Consider the following 16,035-nt stretch of genomic DNA (forward strand, 5'->3'; position numbering starts at 1 on the left):
CGCAAAAAGCGGAAACTTTTTATTGATTGCCGACAAGGTGAACGCCGTTTACTTTCCACTCGCCGTCTTCTTTTTTAAATATGACAACTTGACGTGCCGATTGTTCAACCGCATCGTCCGAGTTAGCATCCTTCATGTGAACATTAAGTGATGCAAAAACTTCGGCTCGATTCTCTTCATATTTTACGATTGTTTCATCACTTGTTTCATATTGACTATCGTAAGCTTTAAAAGCTTGAACCAATGCAGCTTTGTCTTCCTCGCGATTAAATCCGTCCGGTTTCTCTGCAATAGTTTCCATATAACGATCGATATCTTCCGCATTAAAAGCCGCGATATACTCATCATAAGCTGCTAAAAGTTCGCGTGCCGGTTCTTCTGGCACTTCAGCCGCTAGGATATTTCCTTCATCATCCACCGTAAAGCCCACTTGTTCTTCTTTTTCCTCATCAATACCATGCTCGACTGCATTGTTCTCACTTGCTGCATTACCATCTTCAACTGTATTTTCATTGACAGAGGGTTCTTCAGAATCTGAACAGGCAGCGAGTGTCAAAATGAGACCAACTGCAATAATCATTTTTTTCATCATGCATTCCTCCTGCGCTTCATTTTGCCATAGGCAGATGGCGAATACAATGAAGAAACTGTGTCATCTGTCAAAACAGAATTTTTTTTAGTTTTACGATACACTAGTATGTACAAATAAAGGAGGAAACCATTTGGAAAAAAGAGATGCCAGACAAATTCTAGAACAAAAAATGAAAGAAACGCGCCCTCAATGGAGCCGTAAACAACCTGCTCGTCCTAAAAGATATAAATCAAGTATGCAAAAAGTCGAAAATTATATCGTCTTAGATTTTGAAACGACAGGCTTGCGTGCAGGAAGTGATAAAATCATTCAAATCGGTGCGGTCAGATACCTCAATCATGAGCGCAAAGACACGATGTACCTGATGATCAATCCCCAATGCTCCATCTCAAGCACAATTACTCGAATTACGGGCATTACAAACAAAGATGTACAAGATGCACCCGTAATTGAAGAAGTCGCTCATGAACTCATAGCATTTATCGACGGGCTGCCCATTATAGCTCATAATGCTCCTTTTGATATGGGCTTTCTTTACGCCTTGGAAGAAATCACGCCGATTCCAGAATATACGGTAATCGATACAGTCAAATTAGCCAGAAGAGCCATTACTCAGACACCTAACCATAAACTAACGACATTAACAGCTTTTTTAAAACTCGAACACGATGCCCACGATGCCCTAGGCGACTGCTTAGCGACCGCAGCCATCTACCAGTACTGCTATGACCGAATCTGAAGAAAAACACCAGTAGACAACAAAAAGTCCTTTAATTCATCCACAAAGTAAAAGACGGTGCATCTGCATTTAAGCAGATGCACCGTCTTTTCTATTATCTTACTTCAACCCAACCATTTTTAATGGCGGTCACAACTGCTTGTGTCCGGTCATTTACCTGCATTTTTTGTAAAATACTTGATACGTGATTTTTAACTGTTTTTTCAGAGATAAACAAAGTTTCTCCGATGACACGATTGCTTTGACCATCAGTCAACAATTGAAGAACTTCACTTTCGCGTTTTGTCAAAAGATGATATGGACGGCGAATTTCCGTTTGATGGAAAGAGCCTTTGTTTTCACGTTCGCTTAAGCGACGGAATTCCATTACTAAATTGCGTGTAACTTTAGGGTGTAAATAAGACCCGCCTTTTGCTACCACTTTGATCGCTTGAATAATTGCATCTGCATCCATTTCTTTAAGCATGTATCCCAAAGCACCGGTTTTTAATGCGTGCGTCACATAGGATTCATCATCGTGGATAGACAGCATAATAACTTTTGCATCAGGAAATTGCTCAATCAATTCACCTGTAGCTTCTACACCATTTTTTTGCGGCATATTGATATCCATCAATACAACGTCCGGTCTATTTTCTTCATACAATTTGACAACTTCGGTGCCGTCCCCGCCTTCAGCAACAACTTCGAACGAACTTTCAAAATCCAGAATTCTTTTTACACCTTCACGGAATAATTGATGATCATCAATAATAATAATTTTTGTCATTACGTCGTCCTCCTCGAATACCCTATCTTACTTACCCTTTTTAAAAGGGATATGAAACATTAAGACCGTACCGTTCCCAGGTGAGGAATTGATAAAGAAGTCTCCTTCGACTAATTCTATCCTTTCTCTCATGCCTGCTAACCCAAATGACTGGTTCTTTACAATTCCTTGATCAAAACCAGTGCCGTTATCTGTTACCATAATTTTTACTTGCTCACTTAACCATTCCATCTCTACGGTGATTACATTCGATTTCCCATGACGGATTGCGTTTGAAATACCTTCTTGAACAAGACGGAAAATAGCAGTTTCGTAGTTGTTAGGCAATCGTTCTTCTTTGCCCTTAGACAAAAACTTCAATTTAATGCCCTTATTATACTCTTCAATAGTATCAATGTACTTTTTTAAAGTCGGTACTAGACCGAGATCATCAAGCGTCATCGGACGCAAATCATAAATGATCCTTCTTACTTCAGTAAGTGCCTGTCTGACCATTTCCTTCAATGAAGTAATTTCCTGAAAAGCCGGTTCAGGACCTTTTTCACGATAGGTTCTTTCAATTAAGTCTGAGCGAAGCAGCACATTCGCCATCATTTGAGCAGGCCCGTCATGAATTTCTCTTGATAAACGCTTTCGTTCTTCCTCTTGTGCTTCAATGATTCGAAAGCTATAATCTTGACTTGACTTACTCTTATCGATGGCTTCATCGACATCTTTAAAGTCTGACACTAAATAACTGCTAGCAATATTTATTTGATTGACTAGGCTTTCAGTTCGCTCAATTGTTTGAAGCAAAGTTTGAAGCCGTCGCTGTAACTTATCTCGCTTTTGCCGACACTTTTTCTCTTCGCTGCGATTAGAGGATAATTGTACTTGAAGCTCGTTTGCTTGTTCATACACTTGACGAACCTGACTTTCAGTGAAAGAATCAAAAAACTGAGATACTTCCGCTAAACGCCTCCTGGCAGTACGTGTTTTTTCTTCTAAAAGATCTCCGGTTTCAATGACCGTTGTAATATCCATCCGGACCTCTTCCAGCTCGTCTTTCATCACTTCATAACTTTGGCGACTTTCTTCACTAATGGCGAAAATATCCTGCTTCGCCTGTTCCATTCCATCTAACATTGTATTAAAAATAGAATCAGGTGCTTTTCCACCGATTTTCTTTGCCATTTTAAAACCGCCTTAGCTATACTGACTGTATCTAGGTATTGTTCTTGCTTCTTTATACCTTGTCGGTTGTAATAAGTATATCACTATATACGTAAGACTATGTTAAATATACGTTACAAATTATCTGATTTCATTTTACAACAGGAGGAATCAAATTGCGAGAAAATTACACAACTGTAGGCGATACTGCCAACGCAGAAATACTTATCCAAAAATCTAGGTTTATTGGGCATGCTGCACGCGCAGAAAATGAACAGCAAGCCATTACATTTATCGAATCGATTAAATCGCTTCACCGAACTGCCACTCATAACTGTTCTGCCTATCTTATTGGAGAACATGGCTCTATCCAAAAAGCAAACGATGACGGCGAACCAAGCGGTACTGCTGGATTTCCGATGCTCGAAGTGTTAAAAAAACAAGGTTTACAAGACACTGTGGTTGTTGTCACCCGTTATTATGGTGGCATTAAGCTAGGTAGTGGCGGATTGATACGTGCTTACGGAAAATCCACATCGGCTGCACTCTCAGCTGCTGGTATCGTAGAAAGGAAGCTTCATTTCTTAATGAAAACTTCCATTGATTATACATGGCTTGGCAAACTAGAAAACGAAATTCGCCAATCTCCATTTCCGCTAAATCATATAGAATATATGGAATCTGTTGATCTTTATATTCATGTCCCCATTGAAAAAGAAAAAGAGTTTATGGACTGGATAAATGAACTGACAAATGGACAAGCTCATATCAGTATTACAGACAGCCAATTTCTTGAATTCCCAGCACCTTAAATTCTTTTCATTTACGCATCTCAAAAATCACTGTATACTGTCAAAAGCATAGAAAAATGAAACAGACTTTTAAAAAAATTAATACGTTTTCATTAAAAGATTGGATTGATCCGTATCAACTACTCGGTTAGCCCATAATTCATAGAGGAGCAATAGAGATGAACCGAAAAATTTATCGGAAAACGAAAGTAGACAAAAAAAGAACGATTATCAAAATAATCGTTACTTTAGCTGTCTCGCTACTTATCTGTGTCTCTGCTTACGGCATTTACTTAATTAAGGAAGCTGAATCTGCAGTGGATACCGCTTATGAACCTGTCGGTAATATAAATGAAGATGTTGAACCGCTTACAGATAACATTTCCATCTTATTTATCGGAGTCGACGACAGTGAACAGCGCAATCAAAGTGATGGCAATATCCGCTCAGATGCACTCGTACTGGCTACGTTAAACAATGCAGACAAATCCATTAAGTTGGTTAGTATTCCTCGAGACACTTACACATTTATACCGGATGCTGGAAAAGAAGATAAAATCACACATGCCTATGCTTTAAACGGACCAAGTTCTACTATTGAAAGCGTAGAAGAATTATTAGATGTACCAGTCGATTATTATCTCCGTATGAATTTTGATGCTTTTATCGAAGTAGTTGATGCACTCGGCGGCATCAAAGTGGAAGTTCCCTATGATATTACGGAACAAGATGAAAATGATTCAAAGAATGCGATTGAACTAAAAGAGGGAATTCAATTTCTCGACGGCAGCGAAGCACTTGCTCTTGCTAGAACTCGTCATTACGACAATGATATTGAGCGTGGAAAACGCCAACAAATGATTTTAGAATCCATTATGGACCGCGCTTTATCAGCCGGATCTATTACTAAATATGGAGATGTCTTTGAGGCAGTTGGAGATAATATGAAAACAGATTTAAGTTTCCAAAACATGCGTGCATTGTTCGAATATGCCAAAGATGGCAAACCGGATGTCGAAACGATGACACTTGATGGCTATGATGACATGTCAACCGGCATTTATTATTGGCAGTTAGAACAAGAGTCCTTACTAGAAATTCAAGACGTATTGCAAAGCCATTTGGGATTGAAACCGGATACGTCTAATTTAACTGATATGGGCACTCATCGAGAAATTGCTGATTACCCAACTGAAGAAAACGAAACACCACAGTGAAAACTGCGGTGTTTTTTTATTGAATCGAACTAGTTAATAACTGAGAAAACCTTTTTCCACAAAAAAAATTGAACCAAAAGCGATAAGCTTCGAGTTCAATCTCTTTATTTCCCAATCAGACGCACTAAATTTAATAATGGACGGTAATTTTTCCCTGCCAAACCAACTACCTCTACAAAAAGCTCTATAGCGAGCAGCATAATACTAATTAGCAAAATGCCTCCCCACAATGTAGCTTGCGAAAACAAGAGTGCTGCAAGACCAAACAAAGCGGCAATTCCATAGATAATTAAAACAGTTTGACTATGCGAAAATCCGATATTTAACAGGCAATGGTGAAGGTGAGATTTATCCGCTTCTGATATTGATTTTTTCTCACGAACTCGACGAACGATAGCGAAAAACGTATCTGAAATTGGAACACCCAACATAATAATAGGAATGATCAATGCGACAACTGTGACGTTTTTAAAGCCCATCAATGCTAGCACTGAAATCATAAATCCTAGAAATAATGCACCCGTGTCCCCCATAAATATTTTGGCAGGATGAAAATTATAAACCAAAAATCCTGAAGTGCTGGCGGCTAGCAAAGCAGCCATTGACATCACATAAACGTCGCCCATAATAAACGCCATAGCTGCTAAAGTTAATAAGGCAACCGTTGATACCCCAGCAGCCAATCCATCAAGCCCATCAATTAAATTGATTGCATTGGTAATTCCAACAATCCATAGAACAGTCAGTGGAATACTAAAGTAGCCAAAATCCAATACTCCACCAAATGGCAGGTTAATAAAAGAAATTTCGAGCCCCCCACCAATTACGACGATTCCAGCGGCAACCAATTGCCCAACTAATTTTGCTTTGGCACTGATTTCGTACATATCATCCAGTACCCCTGTAATGATAATCAATAAAGCACCTATAATAATCGCTGTTTCAATGGGAATAAATGAAGCTTCAATAGCATTTGAAATTGGATCTTGAGGCTTAAATATAAAATACGCAATTAAAAACGAACCAAAAATGGCTAATCCGCCTAATCGCGGCATAATTCTCGCATGAACTTTTCGATAATTCGGTTTGTCAACTGCCCCTACACGAAAGGCAATGCGTTTGACAACTGGAGTTAGCACAATCGAAGCGATAAATGCCAAGGCCATCATGAGGTATAGCATATCTTTCCTCCTTAAAGTATCTTCTATACATATCCAATTGGTATTATAACATGCCCCAGCAATAAATGAATAAAAACATACTTGTCTTTAAGCTTTTCAAGCTTCTTTCTTCCTTACAAGTGGGACGTATTTTTCCTCAGAAAGTTTCCACACTCTTGTTCAACTGATAATTTCGTTAATCAGGCGTTCTTATTTCGTCACCTAGTAATAACTCTCTCTCTTTTTCTTTGCTTATGCCTACTTTCAAAATTGAAACTTCTTTTTTGCCACTCCATTCAAGTAGGTCGGTTGGAGAGTATGAAATACAAGTCCTGCTCTTTTCGCCTTGTCATTATCCACACGTATGAAACCCTCTGAAAATTCACTCGAACCATCTTAATTTCGGAAAAATCGAGGATTACTTTTTTCTCGATTAAACAAAACTACTTCATGCTCTTTGCCCAATAGTTTCTCTACCATATGTCTCCCTACAAAAGAAGTGCCTTCAAGGACTAATACCATCATTTCCTCACTCCTTTATAAGTAATTTTACTTACTTTTTTCTTAATAGTATGATATATTGAATGGAATATAAAGAATTTTCTATTATTTTATTAGGGGTGTAAACCAGATGGATGACACGCTTCAAATCTACTCACTGAAAAAGGTGTGGACACATTCAGATGAAGCTGCTGTATTGAAAATGGATTACCAGCGCCGCGCAGATCTCGCAAAAGTTATCAACTGTGAAGGACTACTTGTTGACTTGTCTATGGATCAACACCCAGAAGTGAGATTCAGTGTTGCTATAAACGCCAATACCCCTCTTCAAACGTTGAAAAGGCTGAGTAAAGAAGATTTATGCATTACTGTTAAAGATACCGCTAAACAAACTTTGTTAAACCTTAAACTTCCAACAGATTGTCCGCTTTGATGTTTAACTTATTCAATAGAAGGTTATTAGTAGTAGTAAGTTAAAATTTAAAGGAGGAATCATTGATGAGTGATAACAAAGGATTTTCCGACAAATTAAAAGGTGCAGTAAACAAAGGCAAAGGCGAAATTAAAGACCAAATCGGTAATGCTACTAATGATTCGAGTACGCAGGCTGAAGGCAAAATGGATAAAGCTAAAGGCAATATTCAAGATAAGATTGGCGATTTCAAAAATAATGATAAGAAATAAGAAAAACCCGGTTTTATAACCGGGTTTTTCTTTTTGGTTTTTAAAAGTTTTCAAAAATTAAAGCATTCTGTTATAATAAATAACCGTGTATAAATGTTATTTATTAAGGAGCTTATAATGATAAAGAAGGCGCTTACAAAAATGGATATTCTGACCCTTGGACTTATGCTTTTTGCTTTGTTTCTGGGAGCAGGGAATATCATCTTTCCCCCTTATTTGGGTCAACTCGCCGGTGATCAATTATTTGTTGCTATTACCGGTTTTTTATTAACAGGGGTCGGTCTTCCATTATTAGGTATTCTCGCTATTGCAAAAGCGGGCGGAGATCTTCAATCCATTGCCGGACGCGTCCATCCATTATTCGGTATCGTATTCACGTTAATTGTTTATTTAGCTATCGGTCCCTTTTTCGGAATCCCGCGTACAGCTACTGTTGCTTTTGAAATTGGTGCTTCTCCTTTTCTACCAGCCAGTTTCGCTGATTCTTTTTGGTCTTTACTAATTTTCACCTTTGTCTTTTTCGCTATTACTGTTTTGTTCGCGATGAACCCGACAAAATTAGTTGATAGAATTGGTAAAATTTTAACACCTTTATTAATAGTAGTTATTGGGCTGTTAGCTATAAAAAGCTTTCTAACACCCATGGGCCCCATAAAGTCACCTATCGGAAATTACGATACGGAAGCTTTTTTTGAAAGCTTCTTACAAGGGTACCTTACGATGGATGCTATTGCCGCACTGGTTTTTGGAATTGTTATTATTCAATCTATTCGGAGTAAGGGAATTACCGATACTAGAATCATCTTAAGGACTACTGCTTATGCAGGGTTTATTGCTGCTATTGGTTTATCTGCTGTCTACTTGTCGTTAAGTTATATTGGTGCAACCAGCGTGGAAGCTATCGGCCTTCAAGATAACGGCGGCATGATTATCGCCATGGCGTCACGTGTCTTATATGGAGAAATCGGAGGAATTATCCTGTCTGCAGCAATCACCTTTGCTTGTCTGACGACTTCCATCGGTTTAGTATCTGCTACCGCTCAATTTTTCTTTAAGATTTTACCTAAGTTTTCTTATATCACTTATGTATTTTTGTTCGCATCGTTTTCCGCTACCATTGCAAATGTCGGCTTAACACAGCTGATTGCTATTTCTCTACCGGTGCTACTGGCTATTTACCCTGTAGCCATCGTTCTTGTAGTATTGTCATTTTTTGACCATCTATTTTACAGAAAACCTTTCGTTTATGTAATTGCTCTTTCTGTAACTGCAGTTGTCAGTATTTTCGATGCCTTACGTTCAACTGGGATTGCTTTCGAACAAATAGATTCAATTTTCCAGTATTTACTGTTTTTTGAACAAGGGATTGGCTGGATTCTCCCAGCTGTCATCGGAACTTCGATAGGAATTATAATTGCGCATTCTACACATAGTAAAAACTAAAAGAGCTTTCCCGATTACTATCGGGAAAGCTCTTTTGAATTTAAAATAGTCTTTGTGTTGGTGGGTTTTTATCGTCTTTATTTTTTTGACTCTCAATATCGCGATGTTCGTGGGGATTTGCGCCTTCTTTAAAATCACCTTGTCGGTTGTTCATCAGTTCCTCTTCTTCAGAGTTTCTCCCAAACGGAGCTGGGCCTAAATTTGGATCTGCGCCTGGTGAAGGTTCATCTTGCCGATTATTTATACCCTCTTCGTGTAATAGATTTTCCGCACCTTCTTTTGTTTGAAGAGCTGGTTCATGATCTAATTCTTTCTCGAGAGTAGAACCTTCATCCTTTTTCAACCCACTGGTCGGGTGAATTTCATCACCCTTTAAGCGAGAATCCTGCAGACGATCATTGTCACTAGAACGTACATGTTGGTCTTCTCTAGAAACTTCTCGTGCGTAAATTTCATCAGATCCAGGATTGCTTGCTTGGTGGCGAGTGACTGTTCCGGAACTAGGCGTACCAGCAGTTCCTTCTTCTAGATTTATTGAGCTATTTGAATCATCGAAAGACGAAAAATTTTCCTCTTCACCTGATCTTCCTTCTCCGTCCGTATAAAGAAGAACGGCACCTTTTTCAATTTTACGTTCATAATCATCTGTTCTATCTTTACTCATATTAAAACGGTCTAATTCTTTTCTTACAACGTCTTTTCCACTTAGCAGCGTTTTAAAGCGATTGGAAAAAGAGTTTGCCTGATTCGCATGAACCCCTTTGCTACCTGCAGAGTCAATTACTTCTCTATCATTGGCCATCACATGAATATCTTCTTCACGATAACCCTTTGTTTTTAATGACTCAATTACTGTTTCCATTTCTGACTTGCTGTAAACGATCTCAAATTCACGATTTCCTGATTTCATTTTATTAAACCTCCTGTGTACTGTTATTGTCTTTACTTACCTCGTCATCGCAATCTTCGAAACCTGCAAAACTGCTTAATTCTTACCCGAGAGCTCAAGATACAGTAAAGTTCTATTTATATTTCTTATCGCTCTGGCTATGTTTTTCAGCTTCACTAGAACCGCCTCTAGCTTTTTCAACTTCAGGATTTTCCTGAGTAGTAAATGAATTGTGTCTTTCGTCTTGAATTAATGTAGGGTCTTGTTGGAATGTTTCTCCTCGTTCAAAGCGGTCTTCTTGTTCATCAAAATTATTATCGACAGAATTAATGAATTGCTGTCTTTGCGAATCATTTGTTTTTTCTTTTTCTGCACTTACTTCGTTAACAGAAATCGTATCGAGTATCGTTTCTTCATCTTCATCTTGGTAGAGAAGAATTCCGCCTTTTGCAAGATCTGCAGTATACCGTGCGGTTTCCGTTTCTGAGAGCTTTAACGATTTTACTCCCTCACGAACACCACTGTCTCCAGAAATGAATCCTTTAAATTTATCAGTAAACGTATCAACTTCTTGTTTATCAAATGAATACTCTTCAAAATGCGATGTGTCTTTAGCCATGATATGAAGATTCTGCTCCTTGTAGCCTTGGCTTTTTAATTCCCCAATTTTTTTCTGCAAATCACTTTCTGAGAAAACTACTGCCAGCACTTTAGTGTGTGAACTCATTTGAAAACCTCCGTCAATTTAATAGACTATTATACGTAATGTTTACCCCTTATTGGGCATCCAATAAACTATTTTGTCATTAGAGTAAGAAAAATCTCTTCTTCACTAGTTACGATTTGTCAAATCGTGTATTTGTTCTTATTACTAGTAATCGTGGAAAAGAAGATTAGACAGAAACATTAATTTCCTTCTAGGTAATAGTTCAATAGATCTATTTAAAAAGATATTTTCATTTTTCTGCATTCAACATTTACCGAAGTAGGCATATTTTACCTTTTTTTCATTTTCTCATAATTCTAATATAAAAAAGCAGTTTATTTCGAAAATTGATGATATCATAGCTTAAAGACATAAATCAAAGTGAAAAACAGGATGTGGAGGCGGCAATCATTGTACTTGGTGATCTATTTTCTTCTTACTTTTCAGATGGACCGAGGAAGGTCGAAAACATCTCTCCTACATGGCTAACGGAAGTACTGCCCTTGCAACAAGAAAGGAGAGCAGTAATGGACACGGGAATGCGCTTAAAATACCATCGTTTAAAACAGAAAATTAGCTTAGAAGAATTCTCCTCTGGCATACTATCTCCCAGAGAGCTGAAAAAAATTGAAAGTGGCGTTAAAGACCCAGCGTTAAAAGAACTGGAAGCTTTGTGCAAAAAATTGACTATTCCGCTGGCACCAAAAGATAACCCAATTGGAAAAGTTCTTGTAAAAAACTTTAAAAACTCTTTATTACATCCGCATAACAAAGCCGAAATTATGGAACAGTACAACGACATCCAAGGCCATCCTTTACTGAGCGCTGATGAAGATGTGGAACTTGAGTACTGCATTCAACAAATTCGGTATTTTATTATTACCGGCGACCTAGATAGTGCCGAAGAAAAAATTAAAGAAATGGACCGTTTCAGAGAATTTATGAGTCAGGAACAGTTTTATTTATTTCATAAATACATCGGAAACTACAATTATATTCTCAACGATTTTGAAAAGGCCTTAAAAACCTATTTCGTTGCAGAAAAAATTGCACCGAATACGATTTCTGCTTCAGAACTTGGTGATCTTTATTATTCAATCGGCATCTCCAGTACGAAGTGTAGAGAAACAGAAATGGCTTTTAAGTATTCCGAAATGGCTCTGAAAATTTATCAGCAAGAATTCATTCCTAAACGCATTGTGGAATGCCATTTGAATATCGCAATTACTCATCAGCATTTCGGCAATTTCCGAATGTCGATGGAGCATTATAAAAACGCATTAACTATCGGCAATAAGTTGGAAATTGATATTTTACGCTTTACGACAGAATTTAATTTAGGATATTCATATTTCTTGTTTCAAAACTATGAGCTTTCAATTATTCATATGGAAAATTCATTGAAATACATTCATCCAGAATATAGTGCTGACCTTTTATTAAGTTATTGCATTTTAATTAAATGCCAATATGAGGTAGAGAACTTTGGTGCTGCAAAGGAATGGATCCGCAAAGGCTCAGAACTTGTCGAAAACAAAAAATTAAATATCGATTCACCTACTAATCATATTTTTAAAGAAGCCTATATTGAATTTATATGTTTGGTACATCTTTTAAACGAGGACTACGAAAAATTTGGAGAATTTGTCCTAAGCCAGTTGATCCCCAGTCTTGAAGCAACAAACAATTACTTCGAAAGTGGCTATTATTTCGGTCACTTGGGCAGAATCCACTATGAGCAAGGACGTTACAAAGAATCAGCTGAAATTATGAACAAAGCAAGAGAATCATATAAGAATATTAATACTTTATCTAGGGAGTGAAAGTGATGAAAAAAGGCATGACGATTTTGTTCTTCTCTATTCTTGCAATTAGTAGTTTATCAGTTGGTAGTAATTTCAATTTAAATGATGAAGTTGCTGTTCAAGCTCGTGTTCCTGAGCCTTGGTCTACCGGTACTGAAGTTGCTGTCCAAGCTCGTGTTCCTGAGCCTTGGTCTACTGGTACCGAAGTTGCTGTCCAAGCTCGTGTTCCTGAGCCTTGGTCTACCGGTACTGAAGTTGCTGTTCAAGCTCGTGTTCCTGAGCCTTGGTCTACCGGTACTGAAGTTGCCGTTCAAGCTCGTGTTCCTGAGCCTTGGTCTACCGGTACCGAAGTTGCCGTTCAAGCTCGCGTTCCTGAGCCTTGGTCTACCGGTACCGAAGTTGCCGTTCAAGCTCGCGTTCCTGAGCCTTGGTCTACCGGTACTGAAGTTGCCGTTCAAGCTCGCGTCCCTGAGCCTTGGTCTACCGGTACTGAAGTTGCCGTTCAAGCTCGTGTTCCTGAGCCTTGGTCTACCGGTACTGAAGTTGCCGTTCAAGCTCGCGTTCCTGAGCCTTGGTCTATTAAAACTCAGCAAGTATAATTTTTTTGCTATCTTATCAAGCTGCCGCTTTTTTATTGCGGCAGCTTTTTTATTGCGGCAGCTTTTTTATTGCGGCAGCTTTTTTATTCTACTCAAAACTTAGCGTCGTTAGAACAAGAAAACATCCAAGGATGAGTTAATCCTTGGATGTTTTCTTGTTTGCCGTTCTTTTTTTATTGATTTTGTTTTTTGTCTATTAGACATTCATCAACAAAACGCTTGAAAATATTCATGGAAGCTTCGTCTCCTTGAAGAGCAAATTCTTCTGGATGCCATTGAATACCCATAGCAAACTGATGATTTTTGCTTTCCAGCGCTTCTACAAGACCATCAGCAGCATGAGCTGCTACTGTCAATTGATCTGAAACATCTTTCACTCCTTGATGATGGAAAGAATTCACGTTGAATTTTTTCTCCTTCATGATGTCGTATAATAGACTTTCATCTTCTAAAGTTACGGAATGTGTACGATGAGTTCGCATGGCATTCTGCTTATGCTGATGTAAATTTCCTTCGAATTGAGATTCTAAATCTTGATAATTAGTCCCACCTAGTGAGATGTTAAACATTTGCAGTCCACGACACATGCCGATAAAAGGCTTATCTAACTCTAGAAATTTTAAAATTAATTCTTTTTCATATTCGTCACTGCCGGGATAAACAGCGCCGAGACGTAAATGAGGCTCTTCTCCATATAGCGTCGGATTAATATCCCCTCCGCCAGTAACAATCAGTCCATCTAATCGCTCACATAGCAACGGAATATCTTCCCTGTCTACGATAGGAACAATCAACGGCAACCCTCCTGCTCGAAGAATGGCTCTACCATACACTGGGTCTAGCGAATAAGTCTGATCTTCTTCTACACGTGCCGTTATACCAATTACCGGTTTATCTTTTGCTACCATCATTTTTTCCTCTTCTCTATTTGTTCATATCCTCCTATATACCCTATCCAGTAAAATCAATAAACATTTAAAGGATTCAGCGCAATGCTGAATCCTTTAAATGTTTATTTTTATTGGTTTTTCAGGAAAACTCTTTAAACGAAAAACCCTTCTCATAATGGGTTTTTAAAACAGTCTATCTTTTCTTCCTCTGCAATAGGATGGAATCGAAACTTGAGTAAGTCAATTCGGTCGTCCTTGTCTATTTCCACGCCTTCTTCTTGCAGCGTTTTTCTTTGAAAAAATCGAGCCTCTTCATTCCGTAGAACAATTTGACCTTTAGCGTTAACAATTCGATGCCATGGCAAACTATGCTTGGCACTCATACTGTGCAATATTCTCGTTACTTGTCTGGCTCCACGCGGGCTTCCAGCAGCCGCTGCGACTTGGCCATAAGTCATAATTTTACCAGGCGGAATTTGTTTGATAATTCTTAAAGCTCTTTCAGTAAAAGTCTGCATCCGTTTCATCCGTCCCACCAAAATCTTTATAAGGCTTTTTTCTTTTGTTTTTCGACTTTTGCCAATAAACTTCCCGTTTTATATTCCTCCAGAAGTTGCTGCGCACATTCATATAATGGCAGATTCCCTGTTTCTACTGCAAGTCCATTACTTTCAGCGTGTACATACTTATAATACTCTATCATTCTATCGAGCAATTCCTCAAAACCTTCAAGTGATTGTTCATCTTCATGCTCTAATGGACGCGTTAAATCGATTCCGGTCGCTTCGTTGAGATAGAGAAACTTCATCTGATCCATATTAGCAACTGTGTGATCAAATAGTTGCTGGTTCTTATCCAAGCGATAAAAATTTCTCCAAAAAACAAAAATCTCTTTTGCCACTCCCAACTTCTTCGCTCCAAGAGACGCATTAAGTCCCTCTATTACACAAATTTCATACATAATCTTTCTTAGAGATTTTTTATATTCTCTTTCCACTACACCTTTATATTGCATATACTTCATCATTATACCTCCCCCAAATAATTTAGCTCTTATGTCTGCCGAATTAACATGATCATCAAATGTTTCCATATCTCCGAATAACGTCTTCTTCTTCTAATGACACCAAATTATCATAGGTTTGTTGATCATGTATTTGTTGCCCAATATAAAACACGGCAGGTCCGCAATTAGCAATTTCTTTTTTTATCTCTTGTTTCTCATTTTCTTCTACTTGAAAGTCTCCACCTAAATGAAAGAAGACATAGTAGTTTTCTTCTCCCCATTCAGCTATTTTTAACAATAAGGTCCGCATAGTCATTTCATTGTCCACTTCAGATAAACTGCCCCCAAGATGATAATAAATCGTATCGCCCATTGTCAGAACATAGCATGCTGACACTAGCTTGTTTTCGTGAAAGGCACCAAATAAGTGTAGGTTAGATCCCATTGAACCAATCAATGTTTCAAAATAATCATTGGTAAAAAAATAATAGCTATCCGCTTCTTCTCTTCTTCTAGCCGCCGCGTAATACAACACTAGAAATTCAAACAGATGACGCACAGTTCCAAGCTTTTTTACTATTAATTCTGAAGCATTATCAACATCTTCTTTATTTGGCAGAAGTAATTTTTGAGAAGGGGTAAAATGAGCTTTTAAGTTGATTGTGTACGTTTCAAATAATGAAGAAATTTTCAAATGAGTCCCGAAAAATTGAGCATTTTCTTTCAGTGGATGAAAACGTACATATTCGGCAATGATTTTCTCATTCTGGCAATACGTCATAAAAGATTTTCTGAAATTAGCCGTCAAGTTAGCACCATTTTTCTCCACGTTCAATATAGGTCCTCCATAACCAAATGGCGTTGTAACATCAAAATAAGTGATATCTCCGTCATTTACTACCCTTTTGATAAAAGGGTAAGCGACCTCCCCATCATCATCTTTATAGTAAAAAAGCAAAGCTTCTCCAGGATCTAATTTTAGAGCTCCCAAAAAATATTGACTTGTATAATAAATGTCTGTTATTTGTAATTTATCAAGAATTTTTTGCCAGCGACTACGATCTTGTATCGTGATCAGTTCATACATTCATT

At 38.0% G+C, this 16,035-nt stretch carries 19 protein-coding genes; 8 read left to right on the forward strand and 11 right to left on the reverse strand.

Annotation, left to right across the window (positions count from 1 at the left end):
• Window positions 1–19 precede the first annotated feature (19 nt).
• Window positions 20–589: a DUF4440 domain-containing protein gene (locus FQ085_RS02335; RefSeq protein WP_058384701.1), complete on the reverse strand. Its 570-nt coding sequence runs from the start codon at window positions 587–589 to the stop codon at window positions 20–22.
• A 133-nt stretch (window positions 590–722) separates the two neighbouring features.
• On the opposite strand from FQ085_RS02335, the gene FQ085_RS02340 reads away from it, so the two are divergent.
• On the forward strand, window positions 723–1,331 hold the full coding sequence (locus FQ085_RS02340; RefSeq protein ID WP_058384700.1) for a 3'-5' exonuclease: 609 nt from the start codon (window positions 723–725) through the stop codon (window positions 1,329–1,331).
• A 94-nt stretch (window positions 1,332–1,425) separates the two neighbouring features.
• Here the strand turns inward: FQ085_RS02340 and FQ085_RS02345 are convergent, their stop codons facing one another.
• The gene (locus FQ085_RS02345; protein WP_058384699.1) at window positions 1,426–2,100 is read right to left on the reverse strand and encodes a response regulator transcription factor; all 675 of its coding nucleotides are present in this window, start codon (window positions 2,098–2,100) and stop codon (window positions 1,426–1,428) included.
• Between the two features lie 27 nt (window positions 2,101–2,127).
• Window positions 2,128–3,273, reverse strand: coding sequence for a sensor histidine kinase (locus tag FQ085_RS02350; protein ID WP_149455802.1), 1,146 nt, complete (start codon window positions 3,271–3,273; stop codon window positions 2,128–2,130).
• 155 nt (window positions 3,274–3,428) lie between these two features.
• On the opposite strand from FQ085_RS02350, the gene FQ085_RS02355 reads away from it, so the two are divergent.
• Together FQ085_RS02355 and FQ085_RS02360 are read left to right on the forward strand one after the other, a co-directional pair.
• The gene (locus FQ085_RS02355) at window positions 3,429–4,064 is read left to right on the forward strand and encodes a YigZ family protein (protein ID WP_149455803.1); all 636 of its coding nucleotides are present in this window, start codon (window positions 3,429–3,431) and stop codon (window positions 4,062–4,064) included.
• A gap of 158 nt (window positions 4,065–4,222) precedes the next feature.
• Complete coding sequence (locus tag FQ085_RS02360; protein WP_058384696.1) at window positions 4,223–5,260, forward strand: LCP family protein; 1,038 nt, start codon at window positions 4,223–4,225, stop codon at window positions 5,258–5,260.
• 104 nt (window positions 5,261–5,364) lie between these two features.
• Here the strand turns inward: FQ085_RS02360 and FQ085_RS02365 are convergent, their stop codons facing one another.
• Both FQ085_RS02365 and FQ085_RS18245 read right to left on the reverse strand, forming a co-directional pair.
• Window positions 5,365–6,441 carry a glycosyltransferase family 4 protein gene (locus tag FQ085_RS02365; RefSeq protein WP_149455804.1) on the reverse strand — a complete coding sequence of 359 codons (1,077 nt, stop codon included), beginning with the start codon at window positions 6,439–6,441 and terminating at the stop codon, window positions 5,365–5,367.
• Between the two features lie 375 nt (window positions 6,442–6,816).
• A complete protein-coding gene (locus tag FQ085_RS18245) occupies window positions 6,817–6,945 on the reverse strand; it encodes an NAD-dependent epimerase/dehydratase family protein (protein ID WP_262499737.1) in 129 nt (42 codons plus the stop codon).
• Between the two features lie 106 nt (window positions 6,946–7,051).
• Here FQ085_RS18245 and FQ085_RS02370 point away from each other — a divergent pair, with 106 nt between their 5' ends.
• The 3 genes from FQ085_RS02370 to brnQ all read left to right on the forward strand — a co-directional run bounded on the left by FQ085_RS02370 (window position 7,052) and on the right by brnQ (window position 9,048).
• A complete protein-coding gene (locus FQ085_RS02370) occupies window positions 7,052–7,354 on the forward strand; it encodes a hypothetical protein (RefSeq protein WP_058384694.1) in 303 nt (100 codons plus the stop codon).
• A 65-nt stretch (window positions 7,355–7,419) separates the two neighbouring features.
• A complete protein-coding gene (locus tag FQ085_RS02375; protein WP_058384693.1) occupies window positions 7,420–7,605 on the forward strand; it encodes a CsbD family protein in 186 nt (61 codons plus the stop codon).
• A gap of 117 nt (window positions 7,606–7,722) precedes the next feature.
• The gene (brnQ, locus tag FQ085_RS02380) at window positions 7,723–9,048 is read left to right on the forward strand and encodes a branched-chain amino acid transport system II carrier protein (protein WP_149455805.1); all 1,326 of its coding nucleotides are present in this window, start codon (window positions 7,723–7,725) and stop codon (window positions 9,046–9,048) included.
• 40 nt (window positions 9,049–9,088) lie between these two features.
• Here the strand turns inward: brnQ and FQ085_RS02385 are convergent, their stop codons facing one another.
• Both FQ085_RS02385 and FQ085_RS02390 read right to left on the reverse strand, forming a co-directional pair.
• Complete coding sequence (locus tag FQ085_RS02385; RefSeq protein WP_058384691.1) at window positions 9,089–9,958, reverse strand: general stress protein; 870 nt, start codon at window positions 9,956–9,958, stop codon at window positions 9,089–9,091.
• 112 nt (window positions 9,959–10,070) lie between these two features.
• Window positions 10,071–10,664 (reverse strand): general stress protein, encoded by a 594-nt coding sequence (locus FQ085_RS02390; RefSeq protein WP_058384690.1) that lies wholly within the window; start codon window positions 10,662–10,664, stop codon window positions 10,071–10,073.
• A gap of 506 nt (window positions 10,665–11,170) precedes the next feature.
• Here FQ085_RS02390 and FQ085_RS02395 point away from each other — a divergent pair.
• On the forward strand, window positions 11,171–12,466 hold the full coding sequence (locus FQ085_RS02395) for a helix-turn-helix domain-containing protein (RefSeq protein WP_058384689.1): 1,296 nt from the start codon (window positions 11,171–11,173) through the stop codon (window positions 12,464–12,466).
• Between the two features lie 5 nt (window positions 12,467–12,471).
• The gene (locus tag FQ085_RS02400; protein ID WP_149455806.1) at window positions 12,472–13,047 is read left to right on the forward strand and encodes a hypothetical protein; all 576 of its coding nucleotides are present in this window, start codon (window positions 12,472–12,474) and stop codon (window positions 13,045–13,047) included.
• A gap of 173 nt (window positions 13,048–13,220) precedes the next feature.
• Here the strand turns inward: FQ085_RS02400 and FQ085_RS02405 are convergent, their stop codons facing one another.
• The 4 genes from FQ085_RS02405 to FQ085_RS02420 form a co-directional block, all read right to left on the reverse strand.
• A complete protein-coding gene (locus FQ085_RS02405) occupies window positions 13,221–13,958 on the reverse strand; it encodes a gamma-glutamyl-gamma-aminobutyrate hydrolase family protein (RefSeq protein WP_237150126.1) in 738 nt (245 codons plus the stop codon).
• A gap of 149 nt (window positions 13,959–14,107) precedes the next feature.
• Entirely contained in the window at window positions 14,108–14,455 is a 348-nt protein-coding gene (locus FQ085_RS02410) for an MGMT family protein (RefSeq protein WP_058386862.1), read from the reverse strand.
• Between the two features lie 26 nt (window positions 14,456–14,481).
• A complete protein-coding gene (locus tag FQ085_RS02415) occupies window positions 14,482–14,964 on the reverse strand; it encodes a hypothetical protein (RefSeq protein WP_262499738.1) in 483 nt (160 codons plus the stop codon).
• A 52-nt stretch (window positions 14,965–15,016) separates the two neighbouring features.
• Window positions 15,017–16,030, reverse strand: coding sequence for a GNAT family N-acetyltransferase (locus tag FQ085_RS02420; protein ID WP_058384686.1), 1,014 nt, complete (start codon window positions 16,028–16,030; stop codon window positions 15,017–15,019).
• Window positions 16,031–16,035 lie beyond the last annotated feature (5 nt).

The organism is Planococcus sp. ANT_H30 (assembly GCF_008369335.1).
Lineage (GTDB): Bacteria > Bacillota > Bacilli > Bacillales_A > Planococcaceae > Planococcus > Planococcus kocurii.